Annotated in this window: 14 protein-coding genes; 6 read left to right on the plus strand and 8 right to left on the minus strand. The window is 71.2% G+C overall.

Annotation, left to right across the window (positions count from 1 at the left end):
- The coding region (gene topA, locus VF139_10000; protein HEX6851722.1) for a type I DNA topoisomerase at positions 1-2,498 on the plus strand (2,498 nt) is incomplete at its 5' end.
- 75 nt (positions 2,499-2,573) lie between these two features.
- On the opposite strand, the gene VF139_10005 is transcribed toward topA, so the two are convergent.
- Positions 2,574-2,963, minus strand: coding sequence for an RNA-binding protein (locus tag VF139_10005; GenBank protein ID HEX6851723.1), 390 nt, complete (start codon positions 2,961-2,963; stop codon positions 2,574-2,576).
- 283 nt (positions 2,964-3,246) lie between these two features.
- Positions 3,247-3,921: a response regulator transcription factor gene (locus VF139_10010; GenBank protein ID HEX6851724.1), complete on the minus strand. Its 675-nt coding sequence runs from the start codon at positions 3,919-3,921 to the stop codon at positions 3,247-3,249.
- A 132-nt stretch (positions 3,922-4,053) separates the two neighbouring features.
- On the opposite strand from VF139_10010, the gene VF139_10015 reads away from it, so the two are divergent.
- Positions 4,054-5,667 carry a hypothetical protein gene (locus tag VF139_10015; protein ID HEX6851725.1) on the plus strand — a complete coding sequence of 538 codons (1,614 nt, stop codon included), beginning with the start codon at positions 4,054-4,056 and terminating at the stop codon, positions 5,665-5,667.
- On the plus strand, positions 5,667-7,646 hold the full coding sequence (locus tag VF139_10020) for an LTA synthase family protein (GenBank protein HEX6851726.1): 1,980 nt from the start codon (positions 5,667-5,669) through the stop codon (positions 7,644-7,646). Before VF139_10015 ends, VF139_10020 begins: the two co-directional genes overlap by 1 nt.
- Here the strand turns inward: VF139_10020 and VF139_10025 are convergent.
- From VF139_10025 to VF139_10050, 6 genes are read right to left on the minus strand one after another with little or no spacing between them, the layout of a single operon-like run.
- Positions 7,609-8,010 (minus strand): DUF302 domain-containing protein, encoded by a 402-nt coding sequence (locus tag VF139_10025; protein ID HEX6851727.1) that lies wholly within the window; start codon positions 8,008-8,010, stop codon positions 7,609-7,611. The genes VF139_10020 and VF139_10025 overlap by 38 nt on opposite strands.
- Positions 8,007-8,207 (minus strand): DUF2892 domain-containing protein, encoded by a 201-nt coding sequence (locus tag VF139_10030; GenBank protein HEX6851728.1) that lies wholly within the window; start codon positions 8,205-8,207, stop codon positions 8,007-8,009. Before VF139_10030 ends, VF139_10025 begins: the two co-directional genes overlap by 4 nt.
- Before the next feature lie 41 nt (positions 8,208-8,248).
- Positions 8,249-10,552, minus strand: a complete 2,304-nt coding sequence (lnt, locus tag VF139_10035; GenBank protein ID HEX6851729.1) for an apolipoprotein N-acyltransferase — start codon at positions 10,550-10,552, stop codon at positions 8,249-8,251.
- A 15-nt stretch (positions 10,553-10,567) separates the two neighbouring features.
- A complete protein-coding gene (locus tag VF139_10040) occupies positions 10,568-11,218 on the minus strand; it encodes a lysophospholipid acyltransferase family protein (protein HEX6851730.1) in 651 nt (216 codons plus the stop codon).
- 19 nt (positions 11,219-11,237) lie between these two features.
- The gene (locus VF139_10045; GenBank protein HEX6851731.1) at positions 11,238-11,507 is read right to left on the minus strand and encodes a zf-HC2 domain-containing protein; all 270 of its coding nucleotides are present in this window, start codon (positions 11,505-11,507) and stop codon (positions 11,238-11,240) included.
- On the minus strand, positions 11,504-12,088 hold the full coding sequence (locus VF139_10050) for an RNA polymerase sigma factor (protein HEX6851732.1): 585 nt from the start codon (positions 12,086-12,088) through the stop codon (positions 11,504-11,506). The genes VF139_10045 and VF139_10050 overlap by 4 nt, the downstream gene beginning before the upstream one ends.
- Positions 12,089-12,145: 57 nt before the next feature.
- Here VF139_10050 and VF139_10055 point away from each other — a divergent pair, with 57 nt between their 5' ends.
- From VF139_10055 to VF139_10065, 3 genes are read left to right on the plus strand one after another with little or no spacing between them, the layout of a single operon-like run.
- Positions 12,146-13,465, plus strand: coding sequence for a TolC family protein (locus VF139_10055; GenBank protein HEX6851733.1), 1,320 nt, complete (start codon positions 12,146-12,148; stop codon positions 13,463-13,465).
- Complete coding sequence (locus VF139_10060; GenBank protein HEX6851734.1) at positions 13,462-14,535, plus strand: efflux RND transporter periplasmic adaptor subunit; 1,074 nt, start codon at positions 13,462-13,464, stop codon at positions 14,533-14,535. The genes VF139_10055 and VF139_10060 overlap by 4 nt, the downstream gene beginning before the upstream one ends.
- The gene (locus tag VF139_10065) at positions 14,532-17,687 is read left to right on the plus strand and encodes an efflux RND transporter permease subunit (protein HEX6851735.1); all 3,156 of its coding nucleotides are present in this window, start codon (positions 14,532-14,534) and stop codon (positions 17,685-17,687) included. The genes VF139_10060 and VF139_10065 overlap by 4 nt, the downstream gene beginning before the upstream one ends.
- Positions 17,688-17,694: the final 7 nt, after the last annotated feature.

The raw sequence follows: 17,694 nt of genomic DNA on the forward strand, positions 1-17,694 counted from the left end.
GATTCGTCGTGAAAGCCTCCAAGGGCCACGTGCGCGACCTTCCCAAGAGGACGCTCGGGGTCGACGAGAAGACCTTCGCGCCGACCTACACCGCCCTCCCCGAAAAGAAGAAGACGCTGATCGAGCTTCGGAAAGCCGCGAAGGACGCCGACGCGATCTTTCTGGCCGCCGACCCCGACCGCGAGGGAGAGGCGATCTGCTGGCACCTCAAGGAAGAGCTGTCCAAGGACACCGACGTCGACTTCCGCAGGGTGCTGTTCAACGAGATCACCAAGAAGGCGATTCTCGCGGCGTTCGACACGCCGCGCCCGATCGACGCGCACAAGGTCGACGCGCAGCAGACCCGCCGCATCCTCGACCGCCTCGTCGGCTACAAGATCAGCCCGCTGCTCTGGGACAAGGTGCGCCGCGGCCTCTCCGCCGGGCGCGTGCAGTCGGTCGCGCTCCGGATGATCGTGGAGCGCGAGCGCGAGATCCAGGCGTTCGTCCCCCGCGAATACTGGTCGCTCGGCGCGCAGCTCGCGGCCTCCGAGCCGCCGCCTTTCGTCGCGAAGCTCCAGGCCAAGAACGGGAAGAAACTCGAGGTCGAGTCGCGCGAGGCGATCGAAGCCGTCCTCGGCGAGCTCGGATGGAAGGTCCGCGAGGCGCGTTCCGGCGAGGAGGGGGGTGCGCTCGTCCTCGACGTCGAGGCGGCGTCGCCCAACCCCGTCCCGTTCAAGGTCGCCAAGGTCGAGTCGAAGGAAAAGAAGAAGAACCCGCCGCCGCCGTTCATCACCTCGAAGCTCCAGCAGGACGCCGCCCGCGCGCTGGGTTTCCCCGTCGCGAAGACGATGCGCGTCGCGCAGCATCTTTATGAAGGCGTGGAGCTCGGCGACCGCGGCACGGTCGGCCTCATCACCTACATGCGTACCGACTCCACGCGCATCAGCGAGGAGGCGATCGGCGCGGTGCGCGACTACATCGCCGGCGCCTACGGAAAGGACTACCTCCCCGCGGAGCCGCGGCGGTACCGGGTCGCGAAGCAGGCCCAGGAGGCGCACGAGGCGATCCGGCCGACGGGGCTCGAGAACACCCCCGACGCGGTGAAGGGGTTCCTCGGCCGCGACGAGTTCCGGCTCTACCAGCTCATCTGGAACCGCTTCGTCGCCTCGCAGATGGAAACGGCGCTGTTCGACACGACCCGCGCCGACATCGCCGCGGGCCCCTACGGGTTCCGCGCGACCGGGTCGGTCCTGAAGTTCCCCGGCTGGCTCGCCGTCTACCACGAAGGGGTGGACGAGGACGCGAAGGGGAAGGAGCAGGAGACGGAGGAGGACGGCGACGACGAGGATCGCCGGCTCCCGCCGCTTTCGGCCGGCCAGGAGCTCGACCTCCGCTCGCTCCTCCCGCGCCAGCACTTCACGCAGCCGCCGCCTCGTTACTCCGAAGCCGCCCTCGTGAAGGCGCTCGAGGAGAACGGCATCGGGCGTCCCTCGACCTACGCCGCGATCCTCGCGACGATCGTGAATCGCGACTACTGCGAGAAGGACAAGGGCCGGTTCACGCCGACCGAGCTCGGCATCCTGGTGAACGACCTTCTCGTCGCGTCGTTCGGCGACATCGTCGACATCGGCTACACGGCCCGGCTCGAGGAGGAGCTCGACGAGATCGAGGAGGGGCGCCTCGACTGGATCGACGCGCTCAAGGAGTTCCAGGGGAAGTTCGAGGCCGACCTCGCCCGCGCGAAGAAGGAAATGCGCGACGTGAAGCGCGAGGCGATCCCGACGGACCAGGTCTGCGACAAGTGCGGCAAACCCATGGTCCAGAAGTGGGGGCGCTTCGGCCCGTTCCTGGCGTGCTCGGGGTACCCCGAGTGCAAGAACACGCGGGAGGTCGGCGCGACCGCCGCCGGCGAGGACCGCTCCGAAGTTCCCGCCGCCGCGAAGGCCGCGAAGGTGAAGGCCGAACCCGATCCCATCGAGACCGAGGCCGAGCCCTGCGAGAACTGCGGGAAGCCCATGGTCCTGAGGAAGGGGCGCTTCGGCCCGTTCCTGGCGTGCTCGGGATACCCCGAGTGCAAGACCACGCGCCGCATCAAGATCAACAAGGAAGGGAAGGCCGAGGCGAAGGCCGCGGTGATGCTCGACGAGGACTGCCCGAAGTGCGGGAACAAGCTCGCGATCAAACACGGCCGCTTCGGCGAGTTCACCGCCTGCTCCAACTACCCCAAGTGCAAGTACATCAAGATGAAGGAGACGGGCGTCGGCTGCCCCGAGTGCGGCAAGGGGAACATCGTCGAGCGGAAGAGCAAGCGAGGGAAGGTCTTCTACGGCTGCGACCGGTACCCCGACTGCGAGTTCGTGTTGTGGAACAAGCCGATCGCCCGCGCCTGCCCGCAGTGCGCGACCCCCTACCTCGTCGAGAAGATCACCAAGCGCAAGGGGCACCAGATCCTGTGCGAGAAGGAAGGATGCGGGTTCGAGGAGACGGTGGAGGAGACGGCCGGCGCGACGAACTGATCTCGACCCGGTTCACCGGAACGAAAAAGGGCGCCCTTTCGGGCGCCCTTCGTGTGTGCGTTGGATCGAGAAGAACTAGTAGCGGTCGCCGCCGCGGCCCCGGCCACCGCCGCCGCCGTAACCGCCGCCGCCACCGTAGCCACCGCCGCGACCACCGCCGCCGCCGTAGCCGCCGCCACCGAAGCCGCCGCGACCACCGCCGCCGCCGCCGCCCTGGCGCTCGCGAGCCTCGTTGACCGTCAAGGCGCGGCCGCCGAACTGCGTCCCGTGCAGCTCGCGGATCGCGCCGTCGGCGTCATCCTGGCTTCCCATCTCGACGAAACCGAAGCCGCGGGGGCGGCCCGTGTCACGGTCCGTGACGAGCTTCACCTCCGTCACGTTCCGGCCGTTGCGCGCGAAGAGCTCCTGGACGTCCTGCTCGGTTGCGCTGAAGGGAAGATTGCCGACGTAGAGTCTGGTACCCATTCCGAAACCTCTATCGCTCCCCGCGGAGCGTCATCCGGGTTCCGGCCCGCCACCCGACCCTTCGGGAGGCAAGAGCGCGCCATGGCGCTTGGCTTCAGGCGCATCACACTTCGTTTCTGTACGAGAGAATGCAGCCGGAACCTGGCCGCAAGGTACACGCGTTCCGCCCGAAAGTCCACGCCGGCGCGGGTTCTTGGAGGTTCCGGGGGCCCGTGGGCGATCTCCGGGGCATGTTCATCACCCCGTCATCCCGACGCTCCACCTTCCGGGAGTGGCCGGCCCCTCATCCCTCCACGCGCAGGGCATACCCGAACCCCCGGTGGGTCCGGATGAGATCCGGCCCCCCGGCGTCCGAGATCTTCCGGCGGAGCCGGGCGATGAGGACCTCCAGGCTCGCCCCGACGGCGTCGTCCTCCGTGCCCCACACGGTCAGGAGGATCGCCGAGCGGGAGACCGCCCGCCCGGCATGGCGGGCCAGGACCTCCAGGATCTCGAACTCCTTCGCCGTGACCGCGACCTCGACCCCGTCCACGAGAACCAGGCGAGCCGACGTGCGGATCTCGACCGGCCCGATCCGGACCACCGGGTCCTCGATCTGAGGGCCGCGCCGCAGCAACGCCCTCACCCGGGCGCGCAGCTCGGCGACGGCGAACGGCTTCTTGAGGTAATCGTCCGCCCCCGCGTCGAGCCCCGCGACCCGGTCCTCGACGTCGGTCTTGGCGGTCAGGATGAGGACCGGGGTGGGGTTCCCGGACGCCCGCATCTCACGGCACAACTCCGGCCCGGCGCCGTCGGGGAGCATCCAGTCGAGGATGATCACCCCGAAGGCACCGCCGGCGAGCTTGTCCCTCGCGGACGCCAGCGACGGCGCGCTTTCGACGTGGTGCCCCTCTCCCTTGAGGGCGGACTCGACCAGGGACCGGGTCGGTGCGTGATCTTCGACGACGAGAACTCGCACGGAACGACGCCTCCAGCACCAGCATTCGGAATCGGCGCTGAACGCATTCTAAACGCGCCCAAGGAACCTGCAGCCGCGGATCCGCGACGCGGTATTGTTCTGCCATCGATTCCCCGAGCATGGTCCCTGGCCGTGGCGGCGCTCGTCGCCGCCACGGCCCACTCGCTCGCTCCCGCGGAAACGGGGTTGCCGGCATCGCCGGTCCCCGACGACGCCACGATCGAGGCCTCCGGCGCCGTAATCGGCGCGATCGAGATCCGCGCGGCGGACGTCTTCGACCTGGAGCGACCCGGCGAGGACCGGGCGGCGTTCCGGGCGGCGAACAGGATCCACCCCGTCACGCGCGACGGGACGATCCGGAACCTGCTGACGTTCCGGACCGGCGACCGGTATTCGCGTCGCGTCCTCGACGAGTCCGAGCGCGCGCTCCGCAGGAGCGGCTTCCTCTACGACGCGGCGATCGCGCCGTCCGCGTTCCACGACGGAACCGTGGACCTCGTCGTTTCCACGCGGGACGTCTGGACCCTCAAGGCCGGCGTCGGCTTCGGGAGGGCCGGCGGGGTGAACCGCGCCCATTTCGGCCTCGAGGACGCGAACTTCTTCGGGACCGGCAAGAACGTCGCGGTGAAGCGGATCAACGGCGTGGACCGAACCGAGACGATCTGGAAGTACCGCGACCCGTCGCTGTTCGGCTCCCACGTCCGAATGGAGGCGGCGTACTCGAGCAACAGCGACGGCGTGGGGGAGCGGCTCAACGTCGAGCGTCCGTTCTACGCGCTCGACACGCGCTGGGTCGCGGGAGGCGGCGGAGAGAGCTTCGAGCGGACGGACTCGCTTTACGCGGCGGGGGAGGTGGTCGCCCGTTTCGGCCACACCCAGCGGAGAGCGGGGGTCTACGGAGGAATCGGATCGACGGTGGACGACAACGTCGCCCATCGGTGGACCTTCGGCTTCGACTACATCGAGGACCGCTTCGTTCCCGATCCGCTGTTGCCTCCCTCGGTGCCTCCCGAGGATCGCACGCTCGCCTTCCCGTGGGTCGGCTTCGAGCGCGTCGTGGACGGCTTCGTCAAGACGCGGGACCTCGACAAGATCGGGCGCACGGAGGACCTCGACCTCGGGGGCTCGTACCACGCCCGACTGGGCTGGTCCGATCCGGCCTTCGGCGCCACCGTCCGCGCGGCGATCCTCGACGCCGGGGGGCACCGGGGCTTCGCGCTCGGGCGCGGCCAGACGATCGGCCTCGACGCTGCGCTCGGAGGGCGCCTGGGAAGCCGCGGAGCGGAGAACCTGCTCGCCACGTTCGCCGCTCGCTACGACAAGCGCTACGACAATGGGAACGTGCTGCACGCGGCGTTCCGCCTCGACGCCGGTCGCGAGCTCGACCCCGAGACCCAGATCGTGCTCGGCGGCGACAACGGCCTGCGCGGCTTCCCGCTCCGCTACGCGGTCGGCAGCTGGGCGTGGCTGGCGACCGTCGAGCACCGGGCCTACTGGGACAAGGAGTGGCTCAAGCTGGTTCGAGTGGGAGCCGCCGTGTTCTTGGACGTGGGGGCGGCAGGGGGATCGTCCGGGGGCATCGGCACCGATTTCGACACCCTGCGCGACGTCGGCGTGGGACTGCGGCTGGGTCAAAGCCGATCTTCGCACGCCTCGATGATCCACATCGACCTCGCCGCCCCGATCGGCGCCGGCGCCGGCGTCAAGGGCGTGCAATTGCTGATCACCACGGGAGAGACGTTCTGATGGGTCGGTTCACGGGAAGTCGGATGCGCCTCGGCGTGGGGCTGGCGGCGTTCTACCTCGCCATCGGGGTCGCGCTCCGCAGTGTATTGCTCGTCAAGTTCGGAGGCGGACCGGTCGGGGTTCTCTCGGGGGCGACCCTGCTCGCCCTGGGCGCTCTCAACGACCTCCTGACGGTCGCCGTGGCGCTGTCGCCGGTCGGGCTCCTCCTCGCGTGGTGCCCGCCCGCGATGCTGCGCTCGGCCGTGGTCCGTGGCGCCCTCGCCGTCGGCCTCGGCGGCGCGATCACCTTCGGCGCCTTCACCGAGTATTTCTTCTTCGAGGAGTTCGACGCGCGCTTCAACCACATCGCGCTCGACTACCTGCTCCACCCGAAGGAAGTCTTCGTCAACATCTGGGACAGCTACAACGTCCCGGCCTTCGTGGCCTGGGCCGCGGCGGCGGGTTTGGTGCTCGGGTTGCTGGCGTGGCGCCGCCCCCGGCGCGGCGTCGAGCGACTCGGCCTCCGGCAGCGTCTGCTGGCGTCCGCGGCGGTGTTCGGCGGCGCCTTCGCGGCCGCGATGGCGCTGCGCGCGATCCCGGACGCTCCCACCACCAACCGGGTGAGGAACGAGATCGCGACGAACGGCCTCGAATCGCTCATCCACGCCTTCCGGTCCGCACGCCTTCCCTATGACGCCTATTACCGGACGCTCCCGGCGCGCGAGGCCCACGAGCGTGCCGCGAAGGTGCTCCGCCACCGTCCCCCGCAGCCCGACCCCGACGGCGGCTTCCGGATGGACGCCGCCGTCCCCGTCCGCGTCGTGCCGGATCATGCGTGGGACGTCGTCGTCATCCTCGAGGAGAGCCTGGGGAGCGAGTTCATCTCGGCGCTCGGGAGGCCGGGCCCGGAGTTGACGCCGGGCTTCGACCGCTGGTCACGCGAAGGCACGTTGCTGACGAACCTCGTGGCGACAGGGACGCGCACGGTGCGCGGGCTCGAGGGGACGCTGGCTTCTTTCGTGCCGCTTCCCGGCGACGCCATCCTCAAGCGGGACCTCGGGCACCCCGTGGCGACGCTCGGGGCCGTGATGCGTCACGCCGGGTACCGGACCGTCTTCTACTACGGCGGGTGGGGGGCGTTCGACTCGATGAAACCGTTCTTCCTGCACGACGGCTGGGAGGAGTTCGACGAGAGGGATTCGTTCCCCGGGGACGCCTTCTCCACGATCTGGGGCGTCGCCGACGAATACGTCTTCGACGCGCTGCTCGGCCGACAGCGGCGCGCGGCGCGGGAGGGCGAGCGCCTCTTCGCGACCGTGATGTCGACGAGCAACCACAAACCTTTCGACGTCCCCGACCGTCCGGCGGCGGTGCCGTCGAGACTGCGGAATCGCGAAGCCGCCGTCGCCTACTCCGACTGGGCGCTGGCGAACTACCTCGACCGGGCCGGGGCCGAGGGGCTGCTCGACCACACGCTCGTCCTCGTCGTCGGCGATCACGGGGCGCGTGTCTACGGGAGGGAGGAGATCCCCGCGGCGAGCTACCGCATTCCCGCGCTGTTCCTCGCCCCGGGCGATGCGTGGAAGGGGAGGCGCATCGATCGCCTGGCGTCGCAGATCGACCTCGCGCCGACCCTCCTGGGGATCCTCGGGCTCGATACCGACGCGCCTTTCTTCGGCGAGGACGTCGCGAGCCTTCCGGCGGACGGGGGGCGAGCCTTCCTTCACCACAACCTGGATTTCGGGATCCTCACCGACACCGCGCTCGTGACCCTGGGCCTTCGCCGCTCGGACGCCTGCTACGAGAGGAGCGGCCGGGCCAGCGACGTGTTCACGCGCGTGGAGGACTGCGACACACGGCCCGACCTCGTCGCGCTGCGCGACGACGCCGTCGCGGTCTACCAAACGGCCTCGGACCTCCTCGAGGAGGGAGACTACGACCTTCCCGAGGACGACCCGGCGATCACACCGCCGCGATCGCCCGTTTCAGCCGATCGGTGATCTCCGCCGCGATCGGCGCGAGGGGCCGGTCGGGGAACATCGTCGCCATCAGTTCGGGATTCATCGCCTCCACGACGACCTTTCCCGCCTGCTCGCGCACGACCACGTTGCACGGCATCAGGAGCCCGACCTGCGGCTCGGCCTCGAGCGCGCGGTGCGCGAACGGCGGGTTGCACGCCCCGAGGATCACCATCGGCTCGCGGTCGATGCCGAGTTTCTCCTTGAGCGTCGCCTTCACGTCGATCCGGGTCAACACGCCGAACCCCTCGGCTTTGAGGGCCTGCTCGGCGCGGGCGATCGCCTCGTCGAAGCCCCAGGCGACCTCCCTCCCGAACCCCACCTGCGGCCCCGCAGCGGCGCTCATCGGGGGCACACGTCCGGGACCCCGACCTTCCGGAGGATCGTCATCATCGGGCACCAGCCGGTGAAGGCGGATTGGAACAGGTTCACCCCCACGAAGGCGGTGAAGGCGAAGAACCACGGGTTGACGAAGTAGCCGAGCGCCGTGGAAGCCACGACGAACAGACCGGCGATCGCGCGAAGCCATGCGTTGACGTCCATTTTTCCCTCCACCCCGGGAGATGCGCCGGGGGCGGAAACCGTCACTCCCTGCGGGGGGCCCGCCCGAGACCCGCCTCAATCCGCGCGATTTCCTCTCGGACCGCCTCAGCGTCGTCGATCCTTCCCTCCCCGAGCGCGGCCCGCACGCGCACCAGGCGCGCCTCCAGGTTCGCCGGGTCCGACTCGAGCGCCCGGCCGGCGGCCTCGAGCGCGCCGGCCGTGTCCCCGGCGTCGAAACGCAGCAAGGCGAGGGTGGACCAGGCGGGGGCGTACCGCGGCGCCCGGAGCACCAGCGTCTCCGCCTCGCGGCGCGCCCAGGCCGCGTCCCCCGCCCACCAGACCGCGCGGACGCGCTGCTCGTGGATCCGGGCATCCGACGGGTCCCGGGCGATCGCCCGCGCGAACACCTCGGCGGCCGCCGCGGGCTCCCGCCGTTTCATCAGCAACCGCCCGAGCATCGCGAGGTTGCGCGCGTTGGGCTGGACCTCGACCGATCGCCGCGCCTCGGCAAGGGCCGCCGTCGAGTCCGCCGCCTCGTCGAGGAAGTACGACCGCATCGCCCGCGCATCCCCTTCGAGGGACGGCCAGCGCTGCGCAACCGAGCCGAAGAAGTCGGCGGCCGCCTCGGGACTGCGGCGCGCGAGCCACGCCTGCATGGCGGAGGGGAGGGCCTGGCGGCAGGCCGACTCCTCCTCGCAGGCCGCGCGCGCGGCCGCGATCGCCGGGTCGGGGCCGCCGCACCCCGCGAGCGCGGGAGCGAGGATCGCGATCGCCGCGACCGGTCCGAGTCGGGCGCGGAACGAAAGGACGATCCACAGGGCCGTCGCCAGCACGCAGCCCCACCCGAAGGCATCGCGGCTCCTGGCGTACAGCGTGGTGCGGCCGTCGGAGAGCGGAACGGGCGCCGTCAGCGAGCCGGCGACCGAGATCGTGCCGCCGCGTTTCCCGCGCAGGAGCGCGGTCAGCCGTCCCGCGGGATCGATGAACCCGGAGATCCCGGTGTTCCCGCAACGCACGTACGCGATGCGGTTCTCGATGGCGCGAAGCATCGAGATGCGCAGGAGCTGCTCCTGCACCACCCCGCCGACTTCCCCTTCGCTCGTGATGTTCACGAAGAAGCGCGCGCCAAGACGGCCGGCCTCGGCGGGGACCGGCGGATACGTGTTCTCGACGCAGATGAGCACGGCGAACGGGATCGTGTCCCCCCTCCACGGGATCCGGAGCAGGCTCATCCCCCGCCCCGGCGTTCCCGTGGCCAGGTAGCCCCAAGCCTTGCGGATCAATCCGCGGTGCGCGCGCTGCAACGGTGTGGAGATCGCGCCGAGGAGCCGGTCGAGCGGCACGTACTCCGACCACGGGTAGAGCACCTGCTTGTCGTATTGACCGCGCACGGTCCCGTCCGCGTCGAGCAGGATCGCGGCGTTGGTCGTGTCCCAGGGACGACCCTCGGGGACCCCGAGCGCCCCGAGGAGCAGCCACGCCCCCTTCCGTTCGAGGAGCCACTTCAGGTCCGGCAGGTACGCCCCGGGCCGGTCGAGGCGGTCGAGGATCGCGTTCTCCGGCCAGACGATCAGATCCGCGGAGCCCGGCGGGATCGCCCGCTCGGTCTGGATCGTCTGGGCGGCGTGCGTCCCGATGGGGTTGTTGAGGGTGTGGAGGATGTTCGGCTGGATCACGGCGAGACGGGGCCCGTCCTCGAAGGTCATGGAGCCGACGCGCACGAAGCCGTAACCGAACGCGACGGCGAACGCCGCGGCGAGCACCGCGCCGGAACGGATCCTCGGCCTCCAGTCCACGGGCGCGCCGTCGAGCCGCGCGTCCCTCACGGCGAACGCGAGATCGGCGATCCAGCCGTTCACCGCCGCGACGAGGAAGGTCAGCCCCCACACCCCGGTGACGTCGGCGATCTGCGCGAGCCCGGGGGTGCGGGCCTGCGAGTATCCCAGCGCGTAGAGGTCGAAGTGCGCGAGGCAGAAGCGGGCGCGCAGCACCTCGACGGCGGTCCACAACACGGGGACCACGATCACGAGCGGAATCCCGAGGCGCTTGACCCGTGCCAGCAGCGGCGTGAACGCCCAGGCGATCGGCGTGTAGAAGAGCGCCATCACCGGCGGGACGAACCACCCGTACTTCATGACCGACGTGTACTGGGTCATCCAGGCGACGAGGGTCGCGAGGACGTAGTAGACGTGCGAAGGGGTCTCGCCCCGCCGGTCGCCGTACAGGAGGATCCAGGGAACGAGCGCGAGGTAAGGAAGGAAGGCGAGCGTGGGGAACTGCGCGTACGCGCCGAACAGGGCCGCAGAGGCGAGGGCCACCGCGAGTCGGGCCGGCACGCGCTTCATGGTCGGTCGATCCGGTCAGGCCACGAAGGATGGCTCGCCCTGATCCGCGGGCTGGCGAGCCGACAGGCGGAGGATGTCGTCGAAGATCTGCTGCTGGAACGCGACCGAGGCGGCGCGGGGCGGCGGTCCCGCGACGGGGGATCCCGGAAAGACCCGCGGCTCCCCGTAGTGGATCGTGATCTTCGTGGGCCTCGGGAACCGCCGGGTGCGGGGAAGGCTCTCGAACGATCCGCGAATGCCGATCGGTACCACGGGGACACCGGTTCTCGCGGCGACACGGGAGAGGCCCGGGCGGAAGCGGTGCACCTTGCCGTCGTAGGAGATGCGCCCCTCCGGGAAGATCCCCACGATCTTCCCGCTCTCGAGGTGCCGGCACATCAGTTCGATCGTCCCCTGCGGATCCTCCGCCTGGACCGGCAGCACCCCCTGCGCGTCGAAGAACTTCTTCCAGAACCACGAGCGGTCGTACCACTGCCTCGTGGTCAGCCAGCTGATGTCGCGGCGGTTCACCATCGTCACGAGCCACGGGTCGAGAAAACACGAGTGATTGGCCGCGATGAGGACCGGCCCCGACTTCGGGAAGGCGTCGAACGCCTCCGCCGTCGACAGACGCCAATACGCTCCGAGGAGCGGCGCGGTGGTCGTGATCAGGCGATAGAGCCACATGACCGAAGGAATATACCGCCTAGTCGCGGGATCTGGCTCTTCGGACCCTGCGCCAGGACTCGACGACCGCTCGCCGCGCCTCCTCCGGCAGGACCCCGCCGGGGTCGCTTTGCACGAGGCGTACCGTCCGGCGCAACGACTCCAGAAAATCCCGGCAGGGCGGACAGTCGGCCAGGTGGTCGTCGACGTGCGCGCAATCCGCCGCGTCGATCTCCCCGTCGAGGTACTCGCTGAGTTTCGCGAACAGCGCCTTGCACTCGGGACCGCCGTGCACGTGCGGCGTCGTCACGACAGCGCCCCCGTCCCGCTGGACGCGAGCAGCCGCCGCAGGTGCAGGCGCGCACGGTGGAGGCGCATCTTCACGGCGGACTCCCCGATGCCCAGCGCCGCGCCGACCTCCTGCGTCGAGAGCCCTTCCATGTCTCGCATGACGAGAACGATGCGAAGCCCGGGCGGAAGGTCACCGATCGCGGCGCGAACGCGCGCGACGACCTCGGCCTGGGCGAGCTCCGAATCCGGAAGCATCGCGGGATCCGGGATCTCCGCGCGGGGTCCGTCCGGACCGGTCGGCATCAACTCCTCGAGGGACAACTCGCGCTCGGGCTCGTGTCTGCCCTTGCGGCGCATCATCAGGCAGGCGTTGGACGCGACCCGGTAGATCCACGAGCGCAGCGCCTCGGGATGCTCCACCGTCTTGAGCGCCCGGTACGCCGCGATCAGCGTGTCCTGCAGGACGTCCTGTGCGTCTTCGCGATCGCCGCACATCCTCCGCCCGAACCGGTAGACGCGGTCTCCGTACGCCTCGACGAAGGCCTCGAAGGCTCCGGGGGCGTCGGCGTGGATCGACTCCAGCAGCTCGGCGTCGGTCATCGGCGCCAAGCATATCCCGCGTGTGACCCGGCGCGCCCGCGACGCATCTCCGGGGGCATGAAGATCCCTGCGTGGTTCGTTCCGGCGCTCCTCGCGGCGACCGCCTCCGCCGCGGAACCGTTGACCCCCGAGAGCGCGGTCGCGCTCGCGCTCGAACATCACCCGTCCCTCCGGGCCGCGGCGGGGGAGGTCGACGCCGCCCGCGCCGACCTCTCCCTCGCCAGGACCGGCTGGATCCCGCGGATCGAGCTCCAGGAGGACCTCGCCCGCTCCACGAACCCGGTCTTCGTGTTCGCCGGAAAGCTCGGTCAGGAGAGCTTCGGTCCCGCCGACTTCGCGATCGAGTCGCTGAACCGCCCCGATCCGTTGACCAACGCCGCCACGCGCGTCGCCCTCCGCCAGAACCTCTTCGACGCGGACCGGAGCCGCCTCGGCAGGCACGCGGCGGATGCGGGGGTCGAAGCGGCGGAACGGATGCGCTCGCGTTCCGCCGACGCCGTCGCCTTCGAGGCGACGCGGGCGTTCTGGGACGCCGTCCTCGCCGGCCGTGCGCTCGCGGCCGCCGTCGAGGGGGAGAAGGCCGCGATCGAGAACGCGCGCCTCGCGACCGCGCGCGCCGAGGAGGGGTTGACCGTTCCCTCCGACCGCCTCCAGGCGGAAGTCCGCCTGGCGGAGGTCCGCGCGCTCAAGCTGCGGGCCGAAGGGGCGGTCGCCTCCGCCCGTGCCGCCCTCCGCTACGCGCTCGGGGTCGCCGAGGACCGCGACTTCGAGTTGATGCCTCCCCCGGTCGACCCCGACGACGCCCCGGCCCCGGCCGATCCGTCCCAACGCGCGGACCTGCTCGCGCTCGACGCCCGGCTGCGCCAGGCCGAGGCCGGAGAGACGATGGCGCGGCGCGGATGGTGGCCGGTGATCGGGCTCGGCGCTCAATACGAGTGGAACGCCGACACGCCGTTCGCGAGCGACGGATCGAACTGGACCGTCGCCCTTTCGGCGAGGCTCCCGATCTTCGACGGCCTCGAGACGCGCGCGCGCGCGGCGCGGGCCCGCGCCGACCGCGACCGGCTTCAGGCGATTCGCTCCCAGGCCGCCGAAGGCGCGCTCCTGGAGACCCGCGCCGCCGAAGCCGCCCGGAGCGCCGCGTCGGGCCGGCTGATCGCCGCGCGCGGCGCCGTCGGACTCGCGGAGGAGGCGTTGCGCATCGTGAAGGACCGTTACGCCGAAGGGCTCGCGGTCATGGTGGAGCTGCTCGGCGCGGAGGCCGCGCGCACCGCCTCCCTGGCGGAGCTCGCCTCGGCCGAACACGACCTCGCCCTGGCCCGCGCGGCCCACGATTTCGCCGCCGGGCGCCCGCTCGCCCCGGAGGAGGCACGATGACCCCGCCGATCCGAACGTTCCTGCTCGCGCTGGCGGCGTCCGCGCTGGCGTGTTCCCACGCCCCCGAACGCCCTGCCGTCGCCGAGGCGGACCCGCTCGCCGCCACGGTCGTGGCCGCCGCTCCCTCGGCGGTCGCCGGCTCGACGGGCGCCACGGGACTCGTCGAGCCCTGGCGGCGCGCGATGCCGTCGACCCTTCTGATGGGTCGGGTCGAGTCCATCCTCAAGCGCGAAGGCGATCGCGTTCGCCGCGGCGAGACTCTCGCGCGCATCGACGCGCGGGACGTCGACGCGCGGAAGGCGCAGGCCGACGCCGCGCTCTCGGCCGCGCGGGCCGCGGAAGCCAACGCCCGGGCGATGCGCGAGCGGATGGAGCGCCTGGAGGCCCGACAGGCCGCCTCCCGCAAGAACGTCGAGGACGCGGTCCTGGCCCACGAGGCGGCCCTCGCGCAGCGGCGCGCCGCCGAGCAGGCGGTCGCCGCGGCCTCGATCTACAGCGGCGATGCGAAGGTGCAGGCCCCGTTCGACGGCGTCGTGACCGCGCGTCACGTCGAGGCCGGCGACATGGCCGCCCCCGGCGCGTCGCTGTTCACCCTCGAGGACCTCTCCAAGGTGAAGGTCGAGGCGACCGTCGCGGAGTCGGCGGCGGCGGCGCTCGCCCCCGGAAACCCCGTCGAGGTCCGCTTCACCACGGGCATCGCACGGACGGCGACGATCACGGAGATTCTCCCCGCGACCGATCCGCGCTCGCGCACCGTCGTCGTCCGCGTCGTGCTCGACAACGTCGACGGCGCGCTGCGTTCGGGGAGTTTCGCCAGGCTGGCGCTCCCGGGCCCGGAAGGCGGGGCGGCCGGGGCGAGCGTCCCCGAGAGCGCGGTCGTACGCCGCGGGCCGCTCACGGGGCTTTTCGTCGCGGAGGCGGGGATCGCCCGGCTCCGGTGGGTCACCCTCGGCGCCGCGCGCGAGGGATCGGTCGAGGTCCTCACGGGGCTCGCCGCGGGAGAACGCGTCGTGGCCCCCGTCCCGCCTTCGCTCGAGGACGGCCGCCGCCTGACGGAGGCGGCCCGATGAAACCCGTCGGCGCCTCGGGCGCGATCGCCCGGGCGTTCCTCACGAGCAAGCTCACGCCGCTGCTCGTCCTCGCCTCGCTCGCGCTCGGCCTGATGGCCGTGGTCGCGACCCCGCGCGAGGAGGAGCCGCAGATCGTCGTGCCGATGATCGACGTGATGGCGGCGTGGCCCGGATCGTCCGCCGCGGACGTCGAGCGCCTGGTGGTCGCCCCCCTCGAGCGCGCGATCCGCGAGATCCCCGGGGTCGAATACGTCTACGCGACCGCGCAACCTTCGGGCGCGATGCTCGTCGTGCGGTTCTTCGTGAACTCCGACCCGGAGCGCGCGATCGTGAACGTGAGGGACAAGGTCGCGAACGCGAGCGCGCTGCTCCCCGCGGGGGCCCTGCCCCCCGCGGTGATCCCGCGCGCGATCGACGACGTCCCCATTCTCGCGCTGACGTTCGCGTCGGGCACCCAGGACCCGATGGCCCTGCGACGGATGGCCGCCGAGTTCGAGGAGGAGGCCCGCCGGCTCCCCGACGTCTCGGCGACGACCCTGATCGGCGGGCTCCGACGCGAGATCCGCGTCGAGCTCGACGCCGACGCCCTCGCCTCCCGCGGGCTTCCCCCCGTGGCCGTCGTCCGGGCGCTCGCCGCCTCCGGACTCGCGATGCCCTCGGGCTCCTTCGGCTCCCCCGCCGGGGAGATCCGGGTCGAGGCCGGGGAGTTCCTCCGCCACGCCGACGAGGTCCGCGACGTCGTGGTGGCCGCCCCCGGCGGGAAGGCCGTCCGTGTGGGCGACGTGGCGCGCGTGCTGGACGGACCGGAGGAGCCCCGCGCGTACGTGATGCACGCGGAGCGCGGCCGTCCCGCCGTGTCCGCGGTCACCCTCGCGATCGCCAAGACCCGCGGAAGCAATGCGACCGAGGTCTCGTCCCGGGTTCTCGACCGGCTCGAGGAGGTGCGCGGCCGCCTGCTCCCCGCGGGAGTCGCGGTCACCGTGACGCGCGACTACGGGGAGACGGCCGAGGAGAAGTCGAACGAGCTGATCTGGCACCTGCTCCTCGCGACGGTGTCGGTCGTCGCCCTGATCGCCGTCGCGCTGGGCTGGCGCGAGGCGATCGTCGTCGCCGTCGCGGTGCCCGTCACCCTCGCGCTGACGCTTCTCGTCTACTACCTGTTCGGGTACACGCTCAACCGCGTCACCCTGTTCGCGCTGATCTTCTCGATCGGGATCCTCGTCGACGACGCGATCGTGGTGGTCGAGAACATCCACCGGCACATCGCGCACTCCGGAGACGCCCCCGAGTTGTCCTCCGTGCTCGCCGTCGACGAGGTCGGGAATCCCACGATTCTCGCGACCTTCACGGTGATCGCCGCGATCCTGCCGATGGCCTTCGTGAGCGGTCTGATGGGGCCTTACATGCGCCCGATCCCGGTCGGCGCGTCGTTCGCCATGCTCCTGTCGCTGCTGGTGGCGTTCATCGTGTCGCCGTGGCTCGCGCTCAAGCTCCTTCGTACGCAGGCCGGGCGCGGGGGGCACGAAGCCCGCGAAGGGCGGATCATCCGCGCGTACCGTGCGACGATGGCCCCGCTCCTCGACCGGCCCGCGATCCGCTGGGGAGCGCTCGCCGGCGTCGGGGCGCTGCTGCTCGCGTCGATGGCGCTCGTCCCGTGGAAGTTCGTCAAGGTCAAGATGCTCCCGTTCGACAACAAGAGCGAGGTTCAGGTCGTCGTCGACGCCCCCGAGGGAATGCCGCTCGAGACCACGCTCGCCGCCGCCCGGGCGATGGCGGACCGGCTCACGCGAGAGCCCGAGGTCCGCGACGTGCAGGTTTACGCGGGGACCTCGGCGCCGTTCAACTTCAACGGCCTCGTGCGCCACTACTTCCTGCGGCGCGGCGCCAACGTCGCCGACCTGCAGGTCAACCTCCTGCCCAAGGAGGCGCGCGACGCCTCGAGCCACGCGATCGCGCTCCGGCTGCGGCCGATCGTGCGCGAGATCGCGCAGGCGCGGGGCGTTCGCGTGAAGGTCGCCGAGATCCCGCCGGGGCCCCCGGTGCTCTCCACGCTCGTGGCCGAGGTCTACGGCGAGGACCCCGCGGTGCGCCGCGAGATCGCCCGCCGCGTCCTCGAGGTGTTCGACGGGACCGACGGGGTCGTCGACACCGACTGGTACGTCGAGCAGGCCCAGCCCGAGGTGCGTTTCTCCCTCGATCGCGAGAAGGCGACGCTCGCCGGGGTGGCCCCGGAACAGACCGCCGCGACCCTGCGCCTCGCGGTCTCCGGCCTTTCCGCCGGGGTCCTGCACGGGCAACGCGACCGCGAGCCGGTCGACGTCCGGGTGACCCTCCCGCGCGTCGACCGGACCGACCTCGCGCGGCTGGCGGCGCTCCGGGTCGTGGGGACCGGCGGCGACGCGGTTCCGATCTCCGAGATCTCCCGCGTCGAGCGCGGCGAGACCGAGCCGTTCCTGTACCGCAAGAACGGCCGGCCGGTGACCTACGTGATCGGCGAGGTCGCGGGGGGCGAGGAGTCCCCCGTCTACGCCCTGCTCGCCATGAAGGAGAAGATCGCGACGATCCAGGCGCCTTCGGGGTACGCGATCGAGGAGCGTTTCGTCGACGACCCGGCGAAGCCGGGGGCCGAGCGGCTCGTCTGGGACGGGGAGTGGCGGATCACCTACGAGGTCTTCCGCGACCTCGGGATCGCCTTCGCCGCGGTCCTCGTGCTCATCTACGTCCTCGTCGTCGCCTGGTTCCGCTCGTTCACGGTGCCCCTCGTGATCATGGCGCCGATCCCGCTGACGCTCGTCGGCATCCTCCCCGGCCACGCGGTCGCGGGGATCTTCTTCACCGCGACCTCGATGATCGGGATGATCGCGCTGGCCGGGATCATCGTGCGCAACTCGATCCTGCTCGTGGACTTCATCGAGTTGTCCATGGAGAAGGGCGTGCCGCTTCGCGAGGCGGTGATCGAGGCGGGAGCCGTCCGGATGCGGCCGATCGTCCTCACCGCCGCCGCGGTGATCGTCGGCGGGATCGTGATGGTGCTCGACCCGATCTTCCAGGGCCTCGCCGTCGCGCTGATGACCGGCGTCTTCGCCTCGACGGTGCTGACCCTCGTCGTCATCCCGATGCTGTATTACGTCGTCGCGAAGCGGACGCGCTGACCCCATA

The organism is Candidatus Polarisedimenticolaceae bacterium, from assembly GCA_036376135.1.
Classification (GTDB): Bacteria; Acidobacteriota; Polarisedimenticolia; order Polarisedimenticolales; family DASRJG01; genus DASVAW01.